This is a genomic window from Azospirillum sp. TSO35-2 (assembly GCF_003116095.1).
Lineage (GTDB): Bacteria > Pseudomonadota > Alphaproteobacteria > Azospirillales > Azospirillaceae > Azospirillum.
The window spans coordinates 697,826-718,171 of sequence record NZ_LGRA01000018.1; the positions used below are offsets into that span (position 1 = coordinate 697,826).

General features: G+C 69.2%; 19 protein-coding genes. 14 read left to right on the top strand and 5 right to left on the bottom strand.

From position 1 onward, the window contains the following. Positions 1 to 50: 50 nt before the first annotated feature. From leuS to TSO352_RS14135, 5 genes are all read left to right on the top strand, one after another. A complete protein-coding gene (gene leuS, locus TSO352_RS14115; RefSeq protein WP_109107940.1) occupies positions 51 to 2,621 on the top strand; it encodes a leucine--tRNA ligase in 2,571 nt (856 codons plus the stop codon). Between the two features lie 37 nt (positions 2,622 to 2,658). Further along, positions 2,659 to 3,165, top strand: coding sequence for an LPS assembly lipoprotein LptE (gene lptE / locus TSO352_RS14120; protein ID WP_247872095.1), 507 nt, complete (start codon positions 2,659 to 2,661; stop codon positions 3,163 to 3,165). Positions 3,166 to 3,184: 19 nt separating this feature from the next. Further along, a complete protein-coding gene (gene holA / locus TSO352_RS14125; protein ID WP_109107942.1) occupies positions 3,185 to 4,207 on the top strand; it encodes a DNA polymerase III subunit delta in 1,023 nt (340 codons plus the stop codon). A 70-nt stretch (positions 4,208 to 4,277) separates the two neighbouring features. After that, the gene (locus TSO352_RS14130) at positions 4,278 to 4,814 is read left to right on the top strand and encodes a TspO/MBR family protein (RefSeq protein WP_109108327.1); all 537 of its coding nucleotides are present in this window, start codon (positions 4,278 to 4,280) and stop codon (positions 4,812 to 4,814) included. Positions 4,815 to 4,893: 79 nt separating this feature from the next. Further along, complete coding sequence (locus TSO352_RS14135; RefSeq protein ID WP_109107943.1) at positions 4,894 to 5,238, top strand: GIY-YIG nuclease family protein; 345 nt, start codon at positions 4,894 to 4,896, stop codon at positions 5,236 to 5,238. 12 nt (positions 5,239 to 5,250) lie between these two features. Here TSO352_RS14135 and TSO352_RS14140 read toward each other — a convergent pair whose 3' ends face one another. After that, a complete protein-coding gene (locus TSO352_RS14140) occupies positions 5,251 to 6,303 on the bottom strand; it encodes a lysine-2,3-aminomutase-like protein (RefSeq protein WP_109107944.1) in 1,053 nt (350 codons plus the stop codon). Between the two features lie 66 nt (positions 6,304 to 6,369). Here TSO352_RS14140 and TSO352_RS14145 point away from each other — a divergent pair, with 66 nt between their 5' ends. From TSO352_RS14145 to TSO352_RS14170, 6 genes are all read left to right on the top strand, one after another. Beyond that, positions 6,370 to 7,146, top strand: coding sequence for a glycerophosphoryl diester phosphodiesterase (locus TSO352_RS14145; protein ID WP_109107945.1), 777 nt, complete (start codon positions 6,370 to 6,372; stop codon positions 7,144 to 7,146). Positions 7,147 to 7,381: 235 nt separating this feature from the next. After that, positions 7,382 to 8,755 (top strand): nitronate monooxygenase, encoded by a 1,374-nt coding sequence (locus TSO352_RS14150; protein WP_109107946.1) that lies wholly within the window; start codon positions 7,382 to 7,384, stop codon positions 8,753 to 8,755. 268 nt (positions 8,756 to 9,023) lie between these two features. Then, the gene (gene irrA, locus TSO352_RS14155) at positions 9,024 to 9,455 is read left to right on the top strand and encodes an iron response transcriptional regulator IrrA (protein WP_109107947.1); all 432 of its coding nucleotides are present in this window, start codon (positions 9,024 to 9,026) and stop codon (positions 9,453 to 9,455) included. Between the two features lie 227 nt (positions 9,456 to 9,682). After that, the gene (locus TSO352_RS14160) at positions 9,683 to 10,096 is read left to right on the top strand and encodes a rubrerythrin family protein (RefSeq protein ID WP_109107948.1); all 414 of its coding nucleotides are present in this window, start codon (positions 9,683 to 9,685) and stop codon (positions 10,094 to 10,096) included. Between the two features lie 81 nt (positions 10,097 to 10,177). Next, positions 10,178 to 11,539 (top strand): heterodisulfide reductase-related iron-sulfur binding cluster, encoded by a 1,362-nt coding sequence (locus TSO352_RS14165; RefSeq protein ID WP_109107949.1) that lies wholly within the window; start codon positions 10,178 to 10,180, stop codon positions 11,537 to 11,539. A gap of 26 nt (positions 11,540 to 11,565) precedes the next feature. Then, positions 11,566 to 12,156 carry a DUF3501 family protein gene (locus TSO352_RS14170; RefSeq protein ID WP_109107950.1) on the top strand — a complete coding sequence of 197 codons (591 nt, stop codon included), beginning with the start codon at positions 11,566 to 11,568 and terminating at the stop codon, positions 12,154 to 12,156. Positions 12,157 to 12,160: 4 nt separating this feature from the next. On the opposite strand, the gene TSO352_RS14175 is transcribed toward TSO352_RS14170, so the two are convergent. Next, positions 12,161 to 12,409 carry a hypothetical protein gene (locus TSO352_RS14175; RefSeq protein ID WP_109107951.1) on the bottom strand — a complete coding sequence of 83 codons (249 nt, stop codon included), beginning with the start codon at positions 12,407 to 12,409 and terminating at the stop codon, positions 12,161 to 12,163. Beyond that, positions 12,406 to 12,636, bottom strand: a complete 231-nt coding sequence (locus TSO352_RS14180; RefSeq protein WP_109107952.1) for a hypothetical protein — start codon at positions 12,634 to 12,636, stop codon at positions 12,406 to 12,408. The genes TSO352_RS14175 and TSO352_RS14180 overlap by 4 nt, the downstream gene beginning before the upstream one ends. 239 nt (positions 12,637 to 12,875) lie before the next feature. Between TSO352_RS14180 and TSO352_RS14185 the strand changes: the two genes are divergently transcribed. Then, complete coding sequence (locus TSO352_RS14185; protein WP_247872096.1) at positions 12,876 to 15,011, top strand: ATP-binding protein; 2,136 nt, start codon at positions 12,876 to 12,878, stop codon at positions 15,009 to 15,011. A gap of 39 nt (positions 15,012 to 15,050) precedes the next feature. Further along, a complete protein-coding gene (locus TSO352_RS14190) occupies positions 15,051 to 15,272 on the top strand; it encodes a hypothetical protein (protein WP_109107953.1) in 222 nt (73 codons plus the stop codon). 42 nt (positions 15,273 to 15,314) lie between these two features. Here the strand turns inward: TSO352_RS14190 and TSO352_RS14195 are convergent, their stop codons facing one another. Then, on the bottom strand, positions 15,315 to 17,000 hold the full coding sequence (locus TSO352_RS14195) for a cation acetate symporter (protein WP_109107954.1): 1,686 nt from the start codon (positions 16,998 to 17,000) through the stop codon (positions 15,315 to 15,317). After that, a complete protein-coding gene (locus TSO352_RS14200) occupies positions 16,997 to 17,332 on the bottom strand; it encodes a DUF485 domain-containing protein (protein ID WP_109107955.1) in 336 nt (111 codons plus the stop codon). The genes TSO352_RS14195 and TSO352_RS14200 overlap by 4 nt, the downstream gene beginning before the upstream one ends. Positions 17,333 to 17,542: 210 nt before the next feature. Here TSO352_RS14200 and TSO352_RS14205 point away from each other — a divergent pair, with 210 nt between their 5' ends. Then, positions 17,543 to 20,329 carry a cache domain-containing protein gene (locus tag TSO352_RS14205; RefSeq protein ID WP_109107956.1) on the top strand — a complete coding sequence of 929 codons (2,787 nt, stop codon included), beginning with the start codon at positions 17,543 to 17,545 and terminating at the stop codon, positions 20,327 to 20,329. The last annotated feature ends 17 nt before the right edge of the window (positions 20,330 to 20,346 follow it).

A 20,346-nucleotide genomic window follows, 5' to 3' on the forward strand; every position in this document is an offset into this window, starting at 1 on the left:
CCACATCATTACGCATCCCGATCTGATCCAACGGAAACGGCGCCGCGCTCATGTCGCGTTACAATGTCAAGGAAACCGAGGCGAAGTGGCAGGGCGTGTGGGACGGCAAGGGCTGTTTCACCGCGCGCGAGGACGCTTCGCGGCCCAAATACTATGTGCTGGAGATGTTCCCCTATCCCTCGGGGCGCATCCACATGGGCCATGTCCGCAACTACACCATCGGCGACGTGATCGCGCGCTTCAAGCGCGCCAAGGGCTTCAACGTCCTGCACCCGATGGGCTGGGACGCCTTCGGCCTGCCGGCGGAGAACGCGGCGCTGGAGAAGAAGGTCCACCCGGCCACCTGGACGCGCGAGAACATCGCGGCCATGCGCGGCCAGCTGAAGACCATGGGCCTGTCGATCGACTGGGACCGCGAGATCGCCACCTGCGACGTGGAGTATTACCGCCACGAGCAGAAGATGTTCCTGGATTTCCTGCAGGCCGGCCTCGCCTACCGCAAGGAATCCTGGGTGAACTGGGACCCGGTGGACAACACCGTGCTGGCCAACGAGCAGGTGATCGACGGCCGCGGCTGGCGCACCGGCGCGCTGGTGGAAAAGCGCAAGCTGTCCCAGTGGTTCCTGAAGATCACCGCCTACGCCGAGGACCTGCTGAAGGGGCTGGAGACGCTGGACCGCTGGCCGGACCGCGTCCGCATCATGCAGGAAAACTGGATCGGCAAGTCGACCGGCGTGCGGTTCCGCTTCGCCATCAAGGGCCGTGCCGAGGCGCTGGAGGTCTTCACGACTCGGCCGGACACGCTGTTCGGCGCCTCCTTCGCCGCCATCTCGCCGAATCACCCGCTGGCCGCCGAACTGGCCGCGGCCAATCCGGAGCTGGCCGAGTTCATCGCCGAGTGCAACCGGCTGGGCACCAGCGAGGAAGCGATCGAGACGGCGGAGAAGCGCGGCTTCGACACCGGCCTCAAGGTCGTGCATCCCTTCGATCCGTCGTGGGAGCTGCCGGTCTACGTCGCCAACTTCGTGCTGATGGAATACGGCACCGGCGCGATCTTCGCCTGCCCGGCGCATGACCAGCGCGACCTCGATTTCGCCCGCAAGTACGATCTGCCGGTCCGTCCGGTGGTGATCCCGGCCGACGCCGACCCGGCGACCTTCGACGTCGGGACCGAGGCCTACACCGGCCCCGGCGTGCTGCGGAACTCCTCCTTCCTCGACGGGCTCGACACCGAGTCGGCGAAGGAGGAGGCCGGCAAGCGGCTGGAGGCCGCCGGCCAGGGCGAGCGCACCACCCAGTACCGTCTGCGCGACTGGGGCGTGTCGCGCCAGCGCTATTGGGGCTGCCCGATTCCGGTCGTCCATTGCGACGACTGCGGCATCGTTCCGGTCCCGGCCGACCAGTTGCCGGTCGTGCTGCCGGAGGACGTGACCTTCGACAAGCCCGGCAACCCGCTGGACCACCATCCGACCTGGAAGCACACGAGCTGCCCGACCTGCGGCAAGCCGGCGCTGCGCGAGACGGACACCTTCGACACCTTCATCGAGTCGTCGTGGTATTTCGCCCGCTTCTGCTCGCCGAAGACCGAGGATCAGGCCTTCACCCGCTCGGCGGTCGACTATTGGCTGGGCGTCGACCAGTACATCGGCGGCATCGAGCACGCGGTCCTGCACCTGCTCTACAGCCGCTTCTGGACCCGGGCGCTGAAGACCTGCGGCTACCTGAACCTGGACGAGCCCTTCACCGGCCTGTTCACCCAGGGCATGGTCAACCACGAGACCTACAAGGACGCCGACACCGGCGCTTGGCTGGCCCCGACCGACCTCAAGAAGGACGAGGCGGGCCAGTGGGTCCGCGCCGACAGCGGCCTGCCGGTCAACGTCGGCCGCGTCGAGAAGATGTCGAAGTCCAAGAAGAACGTGGTGGACCCGGCGCACATCATCGGCACCTACGGCGCCGACGCCGCCCGCCTGTTCATGCTGTCGGACAGCCCGCCGGAGCGCGATCTGGAATGGACCGAGGCCGGCATCGACGGCGCCTGGCGCTACATCAACCGCCTGTGGCGGATGGTGACCGAGGCGCCGGTGGAACTGCCCGCCGACGGCACGCCCAAGCCCGCCGCCTTCAGCGGCAAGGCCGAGGTGACCCGGCGCCTGATCCACAAGACCATCGCCGGGATGTCGGAAGACCTCGACAAGTTCCGCTTCAACAAGGCGGTCGCCCGCGCCCGCGAGCTGTCCAACGCGCTGGGCGAACTGGACGGCGAGGGCGAGGGCGAGGCCTGGGTCCTGCGCGAGGGCTTCGAGTCGCTGGTCCGTCTGGTCGCTCCGATGATGCCGCATCTGGGCGAGGAGCTGTGGACGCAGCTGGGGCACACCACCCTGCTGACCGACCAGCCCTGGCCCGCCGCCGACCCGGCCCTGGTGGTGGAGGACAGCGTCACCATGGCGGTCCAGGTCAACGGCAAGCTGCGTGCGACGCTGGAGCTGCCGCGCGACATGGACAAGGCCGCCGCCGAACAGGCGGCCCTGGCCGACGCCAACGTCCAGCGCGCGCTGGAGGGCAAGCCGGTGCGCAAGGTCATCGTCGTCCCGAACCGGGTGATCAATGTCGTCGTCTGATCCAAACGCCTGCCGCCATGGCGCGCGTCGTCGCGGTGTGACGCGGGGGCTCGCCGCCCTCGCGTTCGGCCTGTCCGCCCTGGCCCTGTCGGGATGCGGCTTCCAGCCGCTCTACGGCGAGCGCGGCATCGGCGCCGGGGCGGCGGAGCGGCTGAACGATGTGGAGATCGCGTCGATTCCCAACCGGGAAGGGCAGAAGCTCCGCAATCTGCTGATCGACCGCTTCTACCCCTCGGCCCGGCCCAGCAACCCGCGCTATCGCCTGGACGTTTCGGTGACGGCGGTGGAGCAGAAGCTGGCGCTGCAGAAGGACGCCACCGCGGTGCGCGCCCAGCTGCTGGTGAACGCCCCCTACCGACTGATCGACACCCAGACCGGCGCGGTGGTGTTCCAGTCCAGTTCGCGGTCGATGATCAGCTACAACACGCTGGAACAGCATTACGCCGCCATCGTGACCCAGCAGAACGCCTACGACCGCGCGCTCGACGACATCTCCAACGACATCACCACCCGCGTCGCCATGCATCTGGGCCGCGGGTCCTGACCCCGCCCGGAGGACGCCGGTGAAGCTCCAGCCCAGGGCGGTCGACGGTTTCCTGCGCAGCCCGGACCCCAAGGTCCGGGCGGTGCTGCTTTATGGCCCCGATTCGGGGCTGGTGCGCGACCGCGCCCAGAACCTCGGCAAGACGGTGGTGGCCGACCTGTCGGATCCCTTCCGGGTCGCCGAGTTCCTGGGACGCGCCCTGGCCGACGACCCGGCGCGGCTGGCCGACGAGGCGGCGGCGCTGTCCTTCACTGGCGGGCGCCGGCTGATCCGCGTCCGCGACGCCGAGGACAACGCCACCGCCGCCTTCACCGCCTTTCTCGACACCCCGCCGCCGGGCGACAGCCTGATCGTCGTCGAGTCGGGCGACCTCGGCGCCCGTTCGAAGCTGCGGCTTCTGTTCGAAGGGGCCGACGGCGCCGTCGCCATCCCCTGCTACGTCGAGGAGGAGGCGTCGCTCGGCCGTGTCATCGCCGACATCCTGCACGGCCATGGGCTGACCGCCGACCCCGACGCGCTGAGCTTCCTGTCGGCCAATCTGGTCGGCGACCGCATGGTTGCGCGCGGCGAGGCGGAAAAGCTGGCGCTCTACATGGGGCGTGAGACGCGCGTGCGGCTGGAGGACGCGCAGGCCTGCATCGGCGACAGCGCCGCCCTGTCGATGGACGAACCGGTGTGGGCGGCGGCGGAGGGCGACTTCGCCACGCTCGACCGCGCGCTGGCCCGGCTGTTCGCCGAAGGCACGTCGCCTGTGCCGATCCTGCGCGGGGCCCAGCGTCATTTCCAGCGCCTGCAACTGCTCTGCGCCCAGGTCGCCGCCGGCAAGTCGCCGGAAATGGCCGTCGAGTCGCTGCGCCCGCCGGTCTTCTTCAAGCTGAAGACCCGGATGGCCAAGCAGGCCCGCCGCTGGTCGCCGCCGCTGGTCCGTCAGGCGCTGGAACGGCTGGTCGACGCCGAGGCCGACTGCAAGCGCACCAACATGCCCGACCAGACCATCTGCGCCCGCGTGCTGTTCCAGCTCGCCTCGCTGGGACGGCGGTGAGCGGCCGGATTGGCGTGGGCCGGAGCGGCTTGGACTTGACCGTCGAGGTCGGCGCGCTATGTCGCGGTGCATGACCGACACGACCGCAACCCCCGCCTCACCGCCGCCGGCCGCCTTCCGCGTGCGCTGGTGGCAGCCCGTCCTGTTCTGGCTGATCGTCAACGCCTGGGGCTTCGTCGAACGCGGCGCCCAGCCCTTCGCCGGGCATCATCCCTCGCCGCTCCAGCCGCCGGGCTGGGTCTTCCCGGTGATGTGGTTCTCGCTGAACGTCTTCCAGATCTGGGGCGACATCCGCCTGCTCGACCCGGCGCGGCGCATCCGCGGCCGCGGCCTGCTGATCGGGCTCCAGGCGGTGACCTGGGTGATCTACGCCACCTTCAGCTTCGTCTACTTCACGCTGGGCAGCTCCATTCTCGCCGCGGCCTGGACGGTGCTGTTCTTCCTCATCACGTCGGTCTGCATCGCGCTGGTGGCGCGGGACGACCGCAGCATTGCGCTGATCTGGACGCCGCTGATCCTGTGGACCGGCTTCGCGTCGGTCGTCGGCATCCACAACGCCCTGATCAACCCTGACCCACTGTTTGGCACGGCGGCGCTCTGGGGATAAAACCCGGATAAAACCCTTGCCTCCGATATCACCCGGGTATAAACCGGGCGAGATGATGGAAGACCAGGGAGCGGGTGTGATGAACGCGGGTGGGAAGAACGGCCGCAAGGCGGCCCTTGCGGCCTACAAGGAACGCAAGAGCGTCGCCGGAATCTTTGCGGTCCGTTGCGGACCGGCCGGTGCGGTGTGGGTGGGCGGTGCGCCGGACCTCGACAAAATCCAGAACCGCATCTGGTTCCAGTTGAAGATGGGCGGCTGTCCGCACCGCAGCCTCCAGGTGGCGTGGAACGCCCACGGCGCCGACTCGCTGGCCTTCGAGGTGGTGGAGCGACTGGAGGAGGAAGAGTTGGCCTTCGCCCGCACCGCGGCCCTGAAGGCGCGGACCGCCCATTGGGCCGCGGCGCTGGGGGCCGAGGCGATCTGAAGCCGCCGACCGTCAGCCCCGGTAGTCGTGCAGCCGTCCGGTGAAGTCCGTCACCCGGTATTCACCCTCACCATCCTGCTCCTCGATCCAGGCCGGAGCGGCTGGCGCCTTGCCGTGGCCGCCGGGGATGTCGAGCACGTAGGTCGGCTGGCACAGGCCGGACACCCGCCCACGCAGCCCTTTCACCAGCGCCTGTCCCTCGGCCAGGGTCGGGCGGAAGTGGCTGGTGCCGGCGGCGAGGTCGGGGTGGTGGAGGTAGTAGGGCTTGACCCGGTTGCGCACCAGACCGCGGAACAGCGCCTCCAGCGCCTCGGCGTTGTCGTTGATGCCCTTCAGCAGAACGGTCTGGCCGACCAGCGGGATGCCGGCCTCGACCAGCCGGGCCAGCGCGGCGCGCACTGGCGGGGTCAGCTCGTCGGCGTGGTTGACATGGACGGCGACCCAGGTGGCGAGGCCGGGGGCGGTCAGCGCCTCGACCAGTTCGGGCGTCACCCGCTCGGGATCGGCGGCGGGGATGCGGCTGTGCAGGCGGACGACGCCGACATGCGGCATGTCCGACAGCGCCTGCACGATGCCGCGCAGCCGGCGCGGCGACAGCAGCAGCGGGTCGCCGCCGGTGACGACGACTTCCCAGACCTCCGGATGGTCGCGGACGTACGCCAGGGCGGCGTCGAGTTCCTCGGCGGTCAGCGCCTCGCCGCCGGGGCCGACCATCTCGCGGCGGAAGCAGAAGCGGCAATAGACGGCGCAGGCGTGCAGCGGCTTCAGCAGCACCCGGTCGGGATAGCGGTGGACGATGCCCTTCACCGGGCTGCGCACGACGTCGCCGATCGGGTCCTCGCGCTCCTCCGGCGCGGTGTACGCCTCGGCCGGGGAGGGGACGTACTGCGCGTACAGCGGATCCCTCTGCGGGTCGGCGGCGTCCGTACGTCCGGCCAGCGTCTCGCGCAGGTACGGGGTCAGGGCGACGGCGTAACGGTCGGCGACCGACCGCACGGCGTCGGCCGCGTCGGGAGTCATCAGCCCGGCGGCCACCAGATCGGAAACGCTGTGCAGGGCCTTCATCGCTCTTTCCCGGCTCGACGGAATGGGTCATGTAGGAAAGCGACCGCTCTTACTCCCGCGAGACCCATGCTGTCGACTCTTCCCCGCCTGATCGGCCACCGCGGCGCCAAGGAAAGCGCCCCGGAGAACACGCTCGCCTCGATCCGCGAAGCCGCCCACCAGGGCGCCCGCTGGGTCGAGGTCGACGTCATGCTGACCCGTGACCACCGCCCGGTGCTGATCCACGACGACACGCTGGACCGCACCACCACCGGCACCGGCGCCGTGCCGCTGCTCGATCTGGCGGAGCTGCAGGCGCTCGACGCCGGCACCTGGTTCGACCCCCGCTTTGTCGGCGAGCCGGTACCGACGCTGGAACAGGCGGTGGCGCTGATCGGCGAGCTCGGCCTCGGCCTGAACCTGGAGATCAAGCCTTATCCAGGCCAGGAGGAGATCACCGGGGAGGTGGCGCTGGCCACCCTGCGCCCGCTGTGGCCGGCCGGCCGGCCGCTGCTGCTGTCCAGCTTCGAGGTGCCCTGCCTGGAGGTGGCGCAGCGGCTGTGGCCGGAGATCCCGCGCGGTTACCTGCTGTGGGAGCCGCCGGCCGATTGGGCCGCCATCGCCGACCGTGTCGGTGCGGCGACGCTGAACGTCGACCAGTCGCGCCAGACGGCGGAGAGCGTGGCGGCCTACCGCGCCACCGGCCGTCCGGTGCTGACCTACACCGTCAACGACGCCGCCCGCGCCCGCGAGCTGTTCGGCTGGGGCGTGGCGGCGGTGTTCACCGACGCCCCCGGCCGGCTGGCCGCCGAACTGGGCGCCGAACTGGCCGGGGAGGCGCCCCAGGGGCCGGATCCACGCTGACGCTTCCGTTCGCAACTGCGGTAAATCGTGAACGTTTTTTGCGTGAGGGGCTGAATCCACTCGTAGGGCGGACCAATTCCTCATATATAGAACCGCATGGCGATGCCGCCGGAACCTGATTGGATTCCGACGGAGCTTTTCGTCGTCTGGTCGTCCGCCACATATGGTCGGGCATCCCGCGGGGTGCCCCGTTCGGTCTTTGGAGGGTTCGTTGAAGGCGTTGAAGCCGTTGCCGATGTCCGGCCGGGATGTTTTGCCGCTCGTCGAGGGTGGCAAGGGTATTGCCGTGTCCAACGGTGAAAGCTCCGGCGCCTGGGCGGCGGCCGGCGGAATTGGCACCTTTTCGGGTGTCAACGCTGACAGCTACGATGAGAACGGCAATCTCCTGCCCCAAATCTACCGGGGCAAGACGCGGCGCGAGCGCCACGACGAGCTGATCGCCTTCGGCATCCAGGGCGGCATCGACCAGGCGCGCATCGCGCACGAGGCGTCGAACGGCCAGGGCCGCATCCACATGAACGTCCTGTGGGAAATGGGCGGGGCCGAGCACATCCTGCACGGCGTGCTGGAAGGGGCCCAGGGCCTGATCCACGGCGTCACCTGCGGCGCCGGCATGCCCTACAAGGTCGCCGAGATCGCGGTGCGCTACGGCGTCCACTACTACCCGATCGTGTCGTCGGCGCGCGCCTTCCGCGCGCTGTGGCTGCGCGCCTACCACAAGTTCCGCGACAATCTGGGCGGCGTGGTCTACGAGGATCCGTGGCTGGCCGGCGGCCACAACGGCCTGTCCAACTCCGAAGATCCGCAGAAGCCGGAGGATCCGTTCCCCCGCGTCCTGGCGCTGCGCCAGATGATGAACAGCTTCGGCCTGAACGACACCCCCATCGTGATGGCGGGCGGCGTCTGGTGGCTGTCGGAGTGGGAGGACTGGATCGACAACCCCGACCTGGGTCCGGTCGCCTTCCAGTTCGGCACCCGGCCGCTGCTGACCCAGGAAAGCCCGATCTCGATGGCGTGGAAGCGCAAGCTGGTCGCGCTGCAGCCGGGCGACGTCTTCCTGAACCGTTTCTCCCCCACCGGCTTCTATTCGTCGGCGGTGAAGAACCCGTTCCTGCTCGACCTGATGGCGCGTTCCGAACGGCAGGTCGCCTACCTGTCCAAGCCGGTGGGCGAGCATTCGGCGGAATTCCCGGTCGGTCCGCGCGGCCGTCCGGTCTATCTGACCGAAAGCGACAAGGTCCGGGCCGAAGGCTGGCTGTCCCAGGGCTTCACCACCGGGCTGAAGACGCCGGACAGCACGCTGGTCTTCGTCACGCCCGAACAGTCCGACCGCATCCTGCGCGATCAGGTCGACTGCATGGGCTGCCTGTCCGCCTGCGGCTTCTCCAACTGGATGGAGAACGAGCAGGGGACGACCGGCAAGCGCGCCGACCCGCGGTCCTTCTGCATCCAGAAGACGCTCCAGGCGGTCAGCCACACCGACGACTGCGAAAACCAGCTGATGTTCGCGGGGCACAACGCCTATCGCTTCGCCAGCGATCCCTACTACAATGACGGCTTCATCCCGACGGTGAAGCAGTTGTTCGAGCGCATCGCCACCGGCTATTGAGCCGGAGGGGCGGATGGCCGTCGGCGCTGCCGCCGGCGGCCATGTCGTCCGGTGGCCCGTCCCGGCCGCGTTCCGTCCCCAAGGGCGGCCCCCCAAGGGGGCCATCGGCGCACCGGCCTATGACCACGCGCCTTGCATCCCTTTGTGGAATGGTTTTACAGTAGAACAAACTGCGGTCTGGCGTCGCGGTTTGCCCGTGACTTCGGGTCATCGGGCGTGTTGTCTTCCTGCAGTTTACTTTTGCGATGACCGAACGGGTGCCGCGCCCATGATGACCGCCGAACGCCCCTTCAAGCGAGCCCTCGACCGTCTGAACGGCGCCGGGCTGCGTCCGACCCGTCAGCGCCTGGGCCTCGCCCGCCTGCTGTTCGAAGGCTGCGACCGCCACGTCACCGCCGAACAGCTGCATGGCGAGGCGCTGTCGGCCGATCTGCCGGTGTCGCTGGCCACCGTCTACAACACGCTGAACCAGTTCACCGCCGCCGGCCTGCTGCGCGAGGTGGTGGTGGAGGCGGGCAAGTCCTATTTCGACACCAACACCAGCGACCATCACCATTTCTTCGTCGAGAACACCGGCCGGCTGGAAGACATCCCCGGCGATCGCCTGGCGGTGCAAAACCTGCCGACCGCCCCCGGCGGCACCCGCATCGCCCGCGTCGACGTGATCGTGCGGCTGATCGAGGACGACCGGGCGCCCTGATCGCGCCATCCTGACCTTGGTCATTTGAGCTGCGGCCCTTTCGAGCGCCGGCCTTTCCGATTGCGAGCTGTTCGCAAAAGCGGTTGCTGTGCGGCGCTTTGCCGGGGTCTTTAGAAAAACTCCAGACTGTTGACGGGGCCAACAGTTGGTGCGAAGATCCTTGTCACGCCGGCGCATCGCGCCAACGGCGAAGTGACGCCCGGCGCAACCGTCCGGAGGACCCCGTCATGTCGTTGAAGGGCAGCAAGACCGAAGAAAACCTGAAGGCCGCCTTTGCCGGCGAAAGCCAAGCCAACCGGCGCTACCTCTATTTCGCACAGAAGGCCGACATCGAAGGCTACAACGACGTCGCCGCCGTCTTCCGCTCCACCGCGGAGGGCGAGACCGGGCACGCCCACGGCCATCTGGAATTCCTGGAGGAGGTCGGCGACCCGGCCACCGGCCTGCCGATCGGCGAAACCGGCAGCAACCTGAAAGCCGCCATCGCCGGCGAAACCCACGAATACACCGACATGTATCCGGGCATGGCCAAATCGGCCCGCGATGAAGGCTTCGACGAGATCGCCGACTGGTTCGAAACACTGGCGAAGGCGGAAAAGAGCCACGCCGGCCGCTTCCAGAAGGCGCTGGACGCGCTGTAAGACGCGCGGCCTGGAAAGGGAAGGGCATCCGGCGCTTCCCTTTCCAAACCTCCCCATCCCCGTCAGCAGGGAGACACGCCCATGCGCGAAGGCAGCCTGGAGCCGCCGGTCCGCCATCCGCTCGACTGGCGCAATCCCGACTTCTACGACGAGGCCAAGCTCGACGCCGAGATGCGCCGCGTCTTCGACATCTGCCACGGCTGCCGCCGCTGCTTCAACCTGTGCGACAGCTTCCCCCGCCTGTTCGATCTGGTCGACAACGCCGGCGACGCCGAGCTGCACGGGGTGCCGTCCGAGGCGTTCAAGAGCGTGGTCGACGCCTGCACGCTGTGCGACCTGTGCTTCATGACCAAATGCCCCTACGTGCCGCCGCACCCGTGGGCGGTCGACTTTCCCCATCTGATGGTGCGCCACCGGGCGGCGGAGGCGAAGACGGCCGGGGTGCCCTTCGCGCTGAAGCAGCTGACCCAGACCGACCGCAACGGCGAGCTGGCGCGCCCGGTCGCCGCCATCGCCAACTGGGCCTCGGCGGAAACCAACAGCGTCACCCGGCCGATCCTGCAAAAGATCGCCGGCGTCCACGCCGAGGCGCACTTGCCGCAGTTCAACGGCAAGACCCTGGTGATGCGGGCCAAGGCCGAGCCGCTGGAGCTGAACCGCGACGCCCCGGCCTACGGCAAGCACAAGGTGGTGCTCTACGCCACCTGCTTCGCCAACTACAACAACCCGGCGATCGGCATGGCCGCCCGCGCGATCCTGGCCCGCAACGGGGTGGAGACCGAGGTGGTCTATCCGTCCTGCTGCGGCATGCCGCAACTGGAGCAGGGCGACCTCGCCGCCGTCGACGCCAAGGCGGCAAAGGTGGCCCAGGCGCTCGGCCCCTGGATCGACAAGGGCTATGACATCGTGGCGCTGGTGCCGAGCTGCGCCCTGATGCTGAAGCTGGAATGGCCGCTGATCGTGCCGCCGGACGCGCCGCACCGGGCCGCGGTGGACAAGCTGGCGCAGGCGACCTTCGACGTCAGCGAGTACATCGTCGACCTCGCCCGCCGCGACGGGCTGGCTGAGGGGTTGCAGCCGCTGCCGGGCGGCGTCGCGCTGCACATCGCCTGCCACGCCCGCGCCCAGAACATGGGCCAGAAGGCGGCGGAGATGCTGCGGCTGATCCCCAAGGCCGACCTGAAGGTGATCGAGCGCTGTTCGGGCCATGGCGGCTCCTGGGGCGTGCTGACCGAGAATTTCCCGGTGGCGCTGAAGGTGGGCAAGCCGGTGGCGACCCAGGCGCTGAAGTCCGGCAAGGCCTTCGTCGCGTCGGAATGCCCGATCGCCGGTCCGCACATCATGCAGGGCATCGAGCGGCTGAAGGGCGACGAGGCCGGTCCGGGTCCCGAGCAGCTCCACCCGGTCGTGCTGTTCGCCCGCGCCTACGGGATCATGGTTTAGCCGTTCGCTGTTTTGAGGGACCTTCCATGCCGCACAAGACGGAGATCACCCGCGCCGACATCCTGCCGATGGAGCGCTACGCCCAAGAACGTGCCGCACGCCGCAAGGCGGTGGTGGAGGTCAAGCGGAACCGCCGGGTCGCCGTCGGCCCGCACGCCACCTTCTATTTCGAGAATTACGAGACGATGTGGCAGCAGATCCACGAGATGCTGCACATTGAAAAGGGTGGCGAGGAGCAGATCGCCGACGAGCTGCGCGCCTACAACCCGCTGATTCCCAAGGGACGGGAGCTGGTGGCGACCGTGATGTTCGAGATCGACGACCCGGTTCAGCGCCACCGCGTGCTGAGCGGCCTGGGCGGGGTGGAGGAGCATATGACGCTGCAGGTCGGCGGCGACACCATCGCCGGCCGGCCGGAAGGCGACATCGAGCGCACCAACGCCGACGGCAAGACCTCGTCCGTCCACTTCCTGCATTTCGACTTCACCGACGCGCAGGTCGCGGCGTTCCGCCAGCCCGGCGCCCAGGTGCTGGTCGGCATCGGCCACCCGAACTACGGCCACCTCGCGGTGATGCCGGAGGCGGTGCGGGCGGCGCTGGCCGGGGATTTCGCGTAAGCGGTCAGGCGTCCCGGTCGTCGGTGGGCGGCGGCGCCGGTGCCGCCGTCCGGTCGACGAAGGGCCAGCGGATGTAGGCGAAGACCCAGACGGCGATGATGTTCACATAGGGGAACAGCAGCAGCAGGATCCACAGCGGGCTGCGTCCCGCCTTGGCCAGCACCCAGCCGCCGGCGACCATCGTGTAGGTCAGGACCAGCGAGATGATCAGATAGAACTGCCAGGGTTCCAGGCCGTTGACGAGGTCGCTCATGCGGTCCTCCGCGCCTTGGGCGTGCGTTTTTCACGCTCCGGCAGCACCGGCCAGCGGCTGTGCGCCAGCACACCGATCACCGGCACCAGCCCGAAGGGGATCAGCGCCAGCAACGCCCATCCGGGCGCCAGACCGGCGCGGCGCAGGATGCGCCACAGCGGCCAGACGATGGCCACGTTGAACAGCAGAAGCCCGAGCAGGGGGCTGTTGACGAAATCCTGAAGCATGGCCGGTACGGAACCTCTTCGACGCCGCCGGGCAGAGAAGCGCGGCCGGCCCGCTTTGTCGAGCCAAAGTTTTCACCACGCCCCCGCGCCGATCCGTGGCCCGGCCGCGCGGTCCCCGGCGGATCGGTCCGGATGGGGAACCGCGAGCGGTGAAATTGACCGCTCCCGCGTGCTACACTTCGCCGCGCGCGGCCGTTTCGGCTTGACGTCATCCTCGATGAAGCAGCGGCGGACCTCTCTTGGCGGATCTTTCCGAACCGGACAGCGGCACCTCTCCGGACCGTCGGCGCTTTTCGTTTCCGGGACCGGTCGCCGGCCTGCGCTTCGCCCTGCTGCTGGCGGTGATCGCCGCCTTCTGGCTGGTGGCCTACGCCGACCTCGACCGTGCTCGCGGCCGCGCCATCCAGGATGGCCTGCGCCAGACCGGCAACCTGGCCAACCTGCTGGCGGAGGACGCCCGCAACAGCCTGGCCCTGGCCGGCCACATCCTGGCGAGGATGGTGGAGGCCGGGGCTGTGCCGTCCGACGCTGTGGCCGGCCTGAGCGGGCGCTCGCCGGAATCGCAGTCGGTGTTGCGGACCCTGCTGATCGCGGACGCCGACGGGCGGGTGTGGCAGACGGCGGGCGTCGGCACCCCGGAGTCGGTCGCCGACACCGCCCTGTTCGACACCGCGCGATCCCTGATGGCCGGGGTGGAGTCCGGGCAGCCGGCCCTGTCCGCCCCCTACCGCGACCCGGTCGACGGTGGCTGGCGCGCCGCGCTGGTCCAGCGGCTGGCGGGGGAGAGCGGGCGCATCGCCGCCGTGGTGATCGACCTCGACCGCTTCGCCCGGCTCTACGCCACCCAGGACATCGGCACCCGCAGCATCATCATGCTGTATGGCGAGGACGGGGTGGTGCTCGCCTATTCGCGGCCCAGCGCGTTCCTGGATCCCGACCGCGCCGTCTTCGCGAAGGTCGTGCCCCGGCTGGCCCCCGGCGAGATGGCGCGCACCCTGTCCGGGATCGACCCGTCGGAGAAGCGGGAGCGCGTCGGCACCGTGCGCCGGGTGGCGGGCTGGCCGCTGTACCTCTATGTCCGGGTCGGGGCCGACGACGTCCTGGCCGGCTGGTACAACGACCTGTGGAAACGCGTGCTGGAAACCGCGGCGGTGTCGGTGGTGCTGGGGCTGCTGGCCCTGCTGGCGTTGCGGCAGCTCACCCGGCTGGAGACGACCACCCAGGCACTGCGCGAGAGCGAGCGGCGGTCGCAGGCGCTGTTCGACAGCAGTTTCCAGATCATGGGGCTGCTGACGCCGGATGGCCGGATCCTGGCGCTGAACCAGCCGGCCTGCGCGATGGCCGGGCTGCCGGCCGACGCCCTGGTCGGGCGCCGCGCCTGGGAGTTCCGCGGCTGGGCGCGCACCGACGAGCTGGCGGCGGCCTTCCGCAACTCCATCGACAAGGCGGCGTCGGGCCGCTTCGTCCGCTACGAAACCGACGTGGTCAGCGGCGGCGCCATCCAGATCATGGACGTGTCGATCAAGCCGGTCTTCGACGAGGCCGGGGCGGTCGTGCTGCTGGTGATCGAGGCGCGCGACATCACCGAACGGGTCGAGGCGGCCGAGCGGCTGGCCGCCGCCAAGGACCAGGCGGAGGCCGCCAACCGGGCCAAGAGCGCCTTCCTGGCGACGATGAGCCATGAACTGCGCACGCCGCTGAACGCCATCATCGGCTTTTCGGAGATCATGCTGCACGAGCTGTTCGGCCCGCTGGGCAGCCCGCGCTACCATGATTACGCCCGCCATGTGCAGGACAGCGGCCGCCATCTGCTGACGCTCATCAACGACGTGCTGGACATGTCGAAGCTGGAGGCCGGGCGCTACACGCTGGAGGAATCCCGGCTGTCCCCGGCCGAGGCGCTGGAGAGCGGCCGGGCGCTGGCGGCGGTGCCGGCCGATGCCGGCGGCGTGACGCTGACGGTGGAGTGCCCGGATGGCCTGCCGGACCTGATGGCCGACGAACGCGCGCTGCGTCAGGTGTTGCTGAACCTGCTGTCCAACGCGGTGAAGTTCACCCCGCGCGGCGGCCGGGTGGTGGTGAGCGCGGCGGTGGAGGCCGACGGCGGGCTGGCGATCACCGTGCGCGACACCGGCATCGGCATTCCGCCCGACGCGCTGGTGCGGATCGTCGAGCCGTTCCAGCAGGCCGACAACTCGATCGCCCGGCGGTTCGGCGGCACCGGCCTCGGCCTGTCGATCTGCCGCGACCTGATGGCGATCCATGACGGCAGCCTGTCGATCGACAGCGAGCTCGGCCGCGGCACCCGCGTCGTCATCCGCTTTCCCGCCGCCCGCGTCGCCCCGCCGGTTGCGGCGGCCGGGTTGCCGGCGTAAGCCTGTGGCCGGTGAAGCCGCAAGCGGGATGCAGCAGAGATGATCGGGAACGACGGGAAGCCGGTGTCGAAAGAGGCGCTGCGCGCCCACATCGCCGCCTACAACAGCCAGTCGCGCGGCTCCAAGGAGTTCGCGGCGATCCCACGCGCCCTGGTGACGATCCTCGACGGGCTGAAGCCGGGCAAGACCGGCTACGTGAAATGCCTGGACGGCCAAGTGCAACTGTCCCGCCGCAAGGACAACAGCGTCCAGGCGGGGTGAGGAAAACGCCCTCCCCGACAAGGGCGGGGAGGGCGTTCGGTCTCAGTGCTTCGCCGCCGCGGCGGCACCGATGCCGGTCTGCGAGCGGACGAACTGGTCGTCGAAGGCGGCGCGTTCGGCGCGGGCGGACGCGCTGCGGTCCAGCTTCGACACGATGATCGTCACCAGGAAGGCCAGCGTCATCGAGAACAGGGCCGGCTGCTCGTAGGGGAAGATCGGCGCCGGGTTGTTCAGCACCACCACCCACACGGCGTTCGACAGCACCACCATCGTCACCGCCGAGATCAGGCCGGCGATGCCGCCGGCCAGCGCGCCGCGGGTGGTCAGGCCCTTCCAGTACATCGACAGGATCAGCACCGGGAAGTTCACCGACGCCGCCACGCCGAAGGTCAGGCCGACCAGGAAGGCGACGTTCTGCTTCTCAAAGGCGATGCCCAGCACCACCGCCAGCACGCCCAGCACCAGCGACGCCATCTTGGAGACGCGCATCTCCTCGCGCTCCGTCGCCTCGCCCTTGCGGATGACGCGGGCGTAGAGGTCGTGGGCGATGGCGGACGCGCCGGCCAGCGCCAGGCCCGACACCACCGCCAGGATGGTGGCGAAGGCGACCGCCGACAGGAAGCCCAGGAACAGGTCGCCGCCCAGCGCCTTGGCCAGATGCATCACCGGCATGTTGCCGCCGCCGATCAGCTTGCCGCCGACCTTGCCGCCTTCGAAGAACTGCGGGTCGGTGCCGACGATGGTGATCGCCGCCATGCCCAGGATGCAGACGAGCAGGAAGAAGAAACCGATGAAGCCGGAGGCGTAGAACACCGACTTGCGGGCCTCGCGCGCGTTGGGCACGGTGAAGAAGCGCATCATGATGTGCGGCAGCGCCGCCGTGCCGAACAGCAGGCCCAGCGACAGCGACACCGCCGACACCGGGTCGGCCAGCAGCGTGCCCGGCCCCATGATCTTGACGCCGTCCTTGTGCGAGGCGATGGCGCTCTTGGCGATGGCCTCCAGGCTGAAGCCGAAGCGCGACAGGGCGAGGAAGGTCAGCACGACGCCGCCGCCCAGCAGCAGCACCGCCTTGATGATCTGCACCCAGGTGGTGGCGATCATGCCGCCGAAGGTGACGTAGACCACCATCAGCACGCCGACCACGATCACCGCGACGTTGTAGTCCAGCCCGAACAGCAGCTTGATCAGCTGGCCGGCGCCGACCATCTGGACGATCAGGTAGAAGCACACCACCGTCAGCGAGCCGATGGCGGCGAAGGTGCGGATCTTGCCCTGGTCCAGCCGGTAGGACGCGATGTCGGCGAAGGTGAAGTGGCCGAGGTTGCGCAGCCGCTCCGCCAGCAGGAACAGGATGATCGGCCAGCCGACGAAGAAGCTGATGGTGTAGACGAAGCCGTCATAGCCCTTGGCGAACACCAGGCTCGACAGGCCCAGCAGGGTCGCCGCCGACATGTAGTCGCCGGCGATCGCCAAGCCGTTCTGGAAACCGGTGATGCCGCCGCCCGCCGTGTAGAAGTCCGACGTCGACTTGGTCCGGCTCGCCGCCCAGTAGGTGATGCCCAGCGTCATCATGACGAAGGCGATGAACATGCCGATGGCCGACAGGTTGACCGGCTGCTTGTCCACCGCGCCCAGGTCGCCGCCGGCGGCCAGCGCCGGCAGGGCGAACAGGCAGGCGGCGCCGGCCAGGGACAGCGCGGGGGTGAGGATCTTGCGGGCGTTCATTGCAGGGTCTCCCGCGTGATCTCGTCGGTCAGGTCCTGGAACGCACCGTTGGCGAAGTGCGAATAGACCCCGGTCAGCAGCCAGGACAGCACGATGATCGCCGCCCCGATGGGGAAGCCGACGCTCAGCGCCGAGTCGTCCGACAGCGGCTTCTGCAGCAGGCCGGGCGCGAAGGCCACCACCATCATGAAGCTGTAGTAGCCGACCAGCACCACGGCCGACAGCGTCAGCGCCAGCCGGCTGCGGCGGCGGACCAACTCGTGGAATTTCGGGTTCCGGCGGACCCTCTCGTAGGCCGGGTTGAGGCTTGGCTTGGGGATGGCGCTCGACATGTTTCCTCCAGACGGTCATCGTCCTTGTTGGTCCCCCTCGCGGGGTTTATGTCTTCCGGCTAACAAAACAGTGTTTCGCAAATTTCCCGGAAATATGACGAATTGTTTCAGCGCAATTTCAGCAACAATATCACGCGATAGACGTTGAGCCGCGCTGCCGAAGCTGGGATGATGGCGCCACCTCCACTCCCCCCGACGTTCGCCCGCGCCATGGTCCGCTCGCCCCTGTTCCTCCGGCTGTTCTCGGCGATCCTGATCACGCTGGGCCTGTTCTCGGCCGCGGCCTACGTCTTCTCCGTCCCCTTCATCGAGGAGAAGGCGTACGAGATCGAACGCGACGCCAGCCGCACCATCCTCGACAATGTGTTCGAACTGGTCGGGAAGATCCGCGGCGGCCTGGAAGAGCAGCGGGTGACCACGGTGGAGTCCTACAAGACCCGCCTGCGCGACGTGCTGGAGCTGGCGGTCGGCTACATCGAGCATGTCTACGCCCGCGCCGACCGCGGCGAGATCACCGCCGATGAGGCGCGGCGCGAGGCGATGGAGGGGCTGAAGGCGTTCCGCTACGGCAACGGCGACTATGTCTGGGCGACCGACTACGACTCGGTGATCCTGTCCCACCCCTCGCCCGACTATCAGGGGCGGCAGGCATCCGACCTGCGCGACAATCTGGGCCGCCACATCCTGCCCACCATCATCGCCACCGCAAGGCGGGAGGGGGAGGGGTTCCACACCTATCCCTGGTGGCGCCCGAACGGCGACGAGCGGGCGCCGAAGCTCAGCTTCTTCCGCGACCTGCGCCAGCGCGGCATCATCGTCGGCACCGGCGCCTATCTGGCCGACGTCGACGCCGAGGTCGACCGCCGCAAGGCGGAGGCGACCGACGATCTGCGCCAGGCGCTGCGCCGGCTGCGCATCGCCCGCACCGGCTATCTCTACATCTTCGATTCGGCGAACCGGATGATCATCCACCCGAATTCGAACATCGAGGGCACGGCCTTCGGCGACCTGCGCAACCCCGCCACCGGCCGCCCGATCGCCGAGGAGCTGAAGGTCGCCGCCAGCCGCGGCGAGCCGCTGACCTACCTGTGGGACAAGCCCGACGATCCCGGCAACTACGCCTATGAGAAGATCAGCTGGGTCCGCCATTTCGAGGGGTTCGACTGGTACATCGCCTCCTCCGTCTATGTCGACGAACTGCGACGGTCGTCGGTGGTGCTGGGCAACCGCATCCTCGCCATCGGCATGGCGCTGATGGCGGCGGGCGGGATCCTGGGCTACGTCGCCGTCGGCCGGCTGGTGCGGCCGCTGCGCCGGCTGGCGGAGACGGCGGCGCAGGTGCGCGGCGGCGACCTCAACGCCCGCAGCGGCATCCGCCGCGGCGACGAGATCGGGCTGCTCGCCGCCGCCTTCGACGGCATGGTCGGGCAGGTGCGCGACACCGTCGCGACGCTCGACAGCCGGGTGCGCGAGCGCACGGCGGCGCTGGCGGAGGTGGAGACGCGGCAGCGCGTGATCCTCGACGCGATCCCCGCCAGCATCGCCGGGCTGGACCGCGACGGCCGGCTGACCTTCGCCAACCTGCGCTGGGCCGAACTGGTCGGGCGCGACAAGGCGGCGGTGATCGGCCGCGATCTGGCCGGCATCGTCGGCCGCCGGGCGATGGAGGCGCTGCGTCCCCACCTCGACCGCTGCCTGGCCGGCGAGGTGGTGACCTTCGAATACGCCTTTCCGCGCGACGGCCGCAGCGTGGTGACCAAGACCACGCTGATCCCCCACCGTGGCGAGGGCCAAGCGGAAGAGGGTGTTGTCACCGGCCTGTTCGTGCTGACGCTGGACATCACCGACGAGAAGGAAACCGAACGCCAACTGGTCGAGGCGCAGCGGCTGAAGGCGGTCGGCCAGCTCTCCGGCGGGCTGGCGCACGACTTCAACAACCTGCTGTCGATCATCATCGGCAACCTGTCGGCGGCGCGCGAGCGCTACGCCGCGGTGGAGGGGCTGGACGCCTATCTGGAGCCGGCCCAGCGCGCCGGCCGCCGCGGCGCCGACATCACCGCCCGGCTGCTCGCCTTCTCGCGCCAGCAACCGCTGAAGCCGGAGCCGATCGAGCTGTGCGGCCTGCTGCGCGACATGGCGGTGCTGCTGCGCCGCTCCTTCCCCAGTTCCATCGCCATCAGCGTGCCGGAGGAGGGGCGGGAATGCTGGACCATCGCCGACCAGACCCAGTTGGAGAACGCGCTGGTCAACCTCGCCATCAACGCGCGCGACGCCATGCCCGGCGGCGGGCGGCTCGGCATCGCGGTCGGCCTCCGCAAGGTGGAGGGCGACCAATCCTTCGACGAGCCGGTCCGCCCCGACGATTATCTGGAAATCCGCGTCACCGACAGCGGCACCGGCTTCACGCCCGAGGCGCTGGCCCGCGCGGTGGAGCCCTTCTTCACCACCAAGGCGCTGGGCTCCGGCCTGGGGCTGTCGATGGTCTACGGCTTCGTCAAGCAGTCGCGCGGCTATCTGCGCATCGACAGCGCCGCGGGCGAGGGGACGACCGTCACCCTGCTGCTGCCGCGCGCCGAGCCGGTCGCCCGGCACGCCGAACCGGACGCCGTCGCCGCCGAGCCGGAGGGCACCTGGACCGGCCAGCTCGCCCTGGTGGCGGAGGACAACGACGACGTCCGGCAGGTGATGCGCCAGCAACTGGTCGATCTCGGCTTCTCGGTGGTGGAGGCGGCCAGCGGCGACGAGGCGGCGGAACTGGTGGAGCAGATCGACGGGCTGTCGCTGCTGGTGTCCGACATCGTGATGCCCGGCCTGTCGGGGGTGGAGCTGGCCCGGCGGGCCCGGCGGCTGCGGCCCGCCATGCGGGTGGTTCTGGTCAGCGGTTTCGCGGTCGAGTATGGCGACATGCCGCCGGATGCCGTCATACTGCGCAAACCATGGGACAAGCGGGACCTGGTGGCGGCCATCGGCCACGCCGCCGAACCCGCGCCGGCCTGAACGAACGGGCCGCTGAG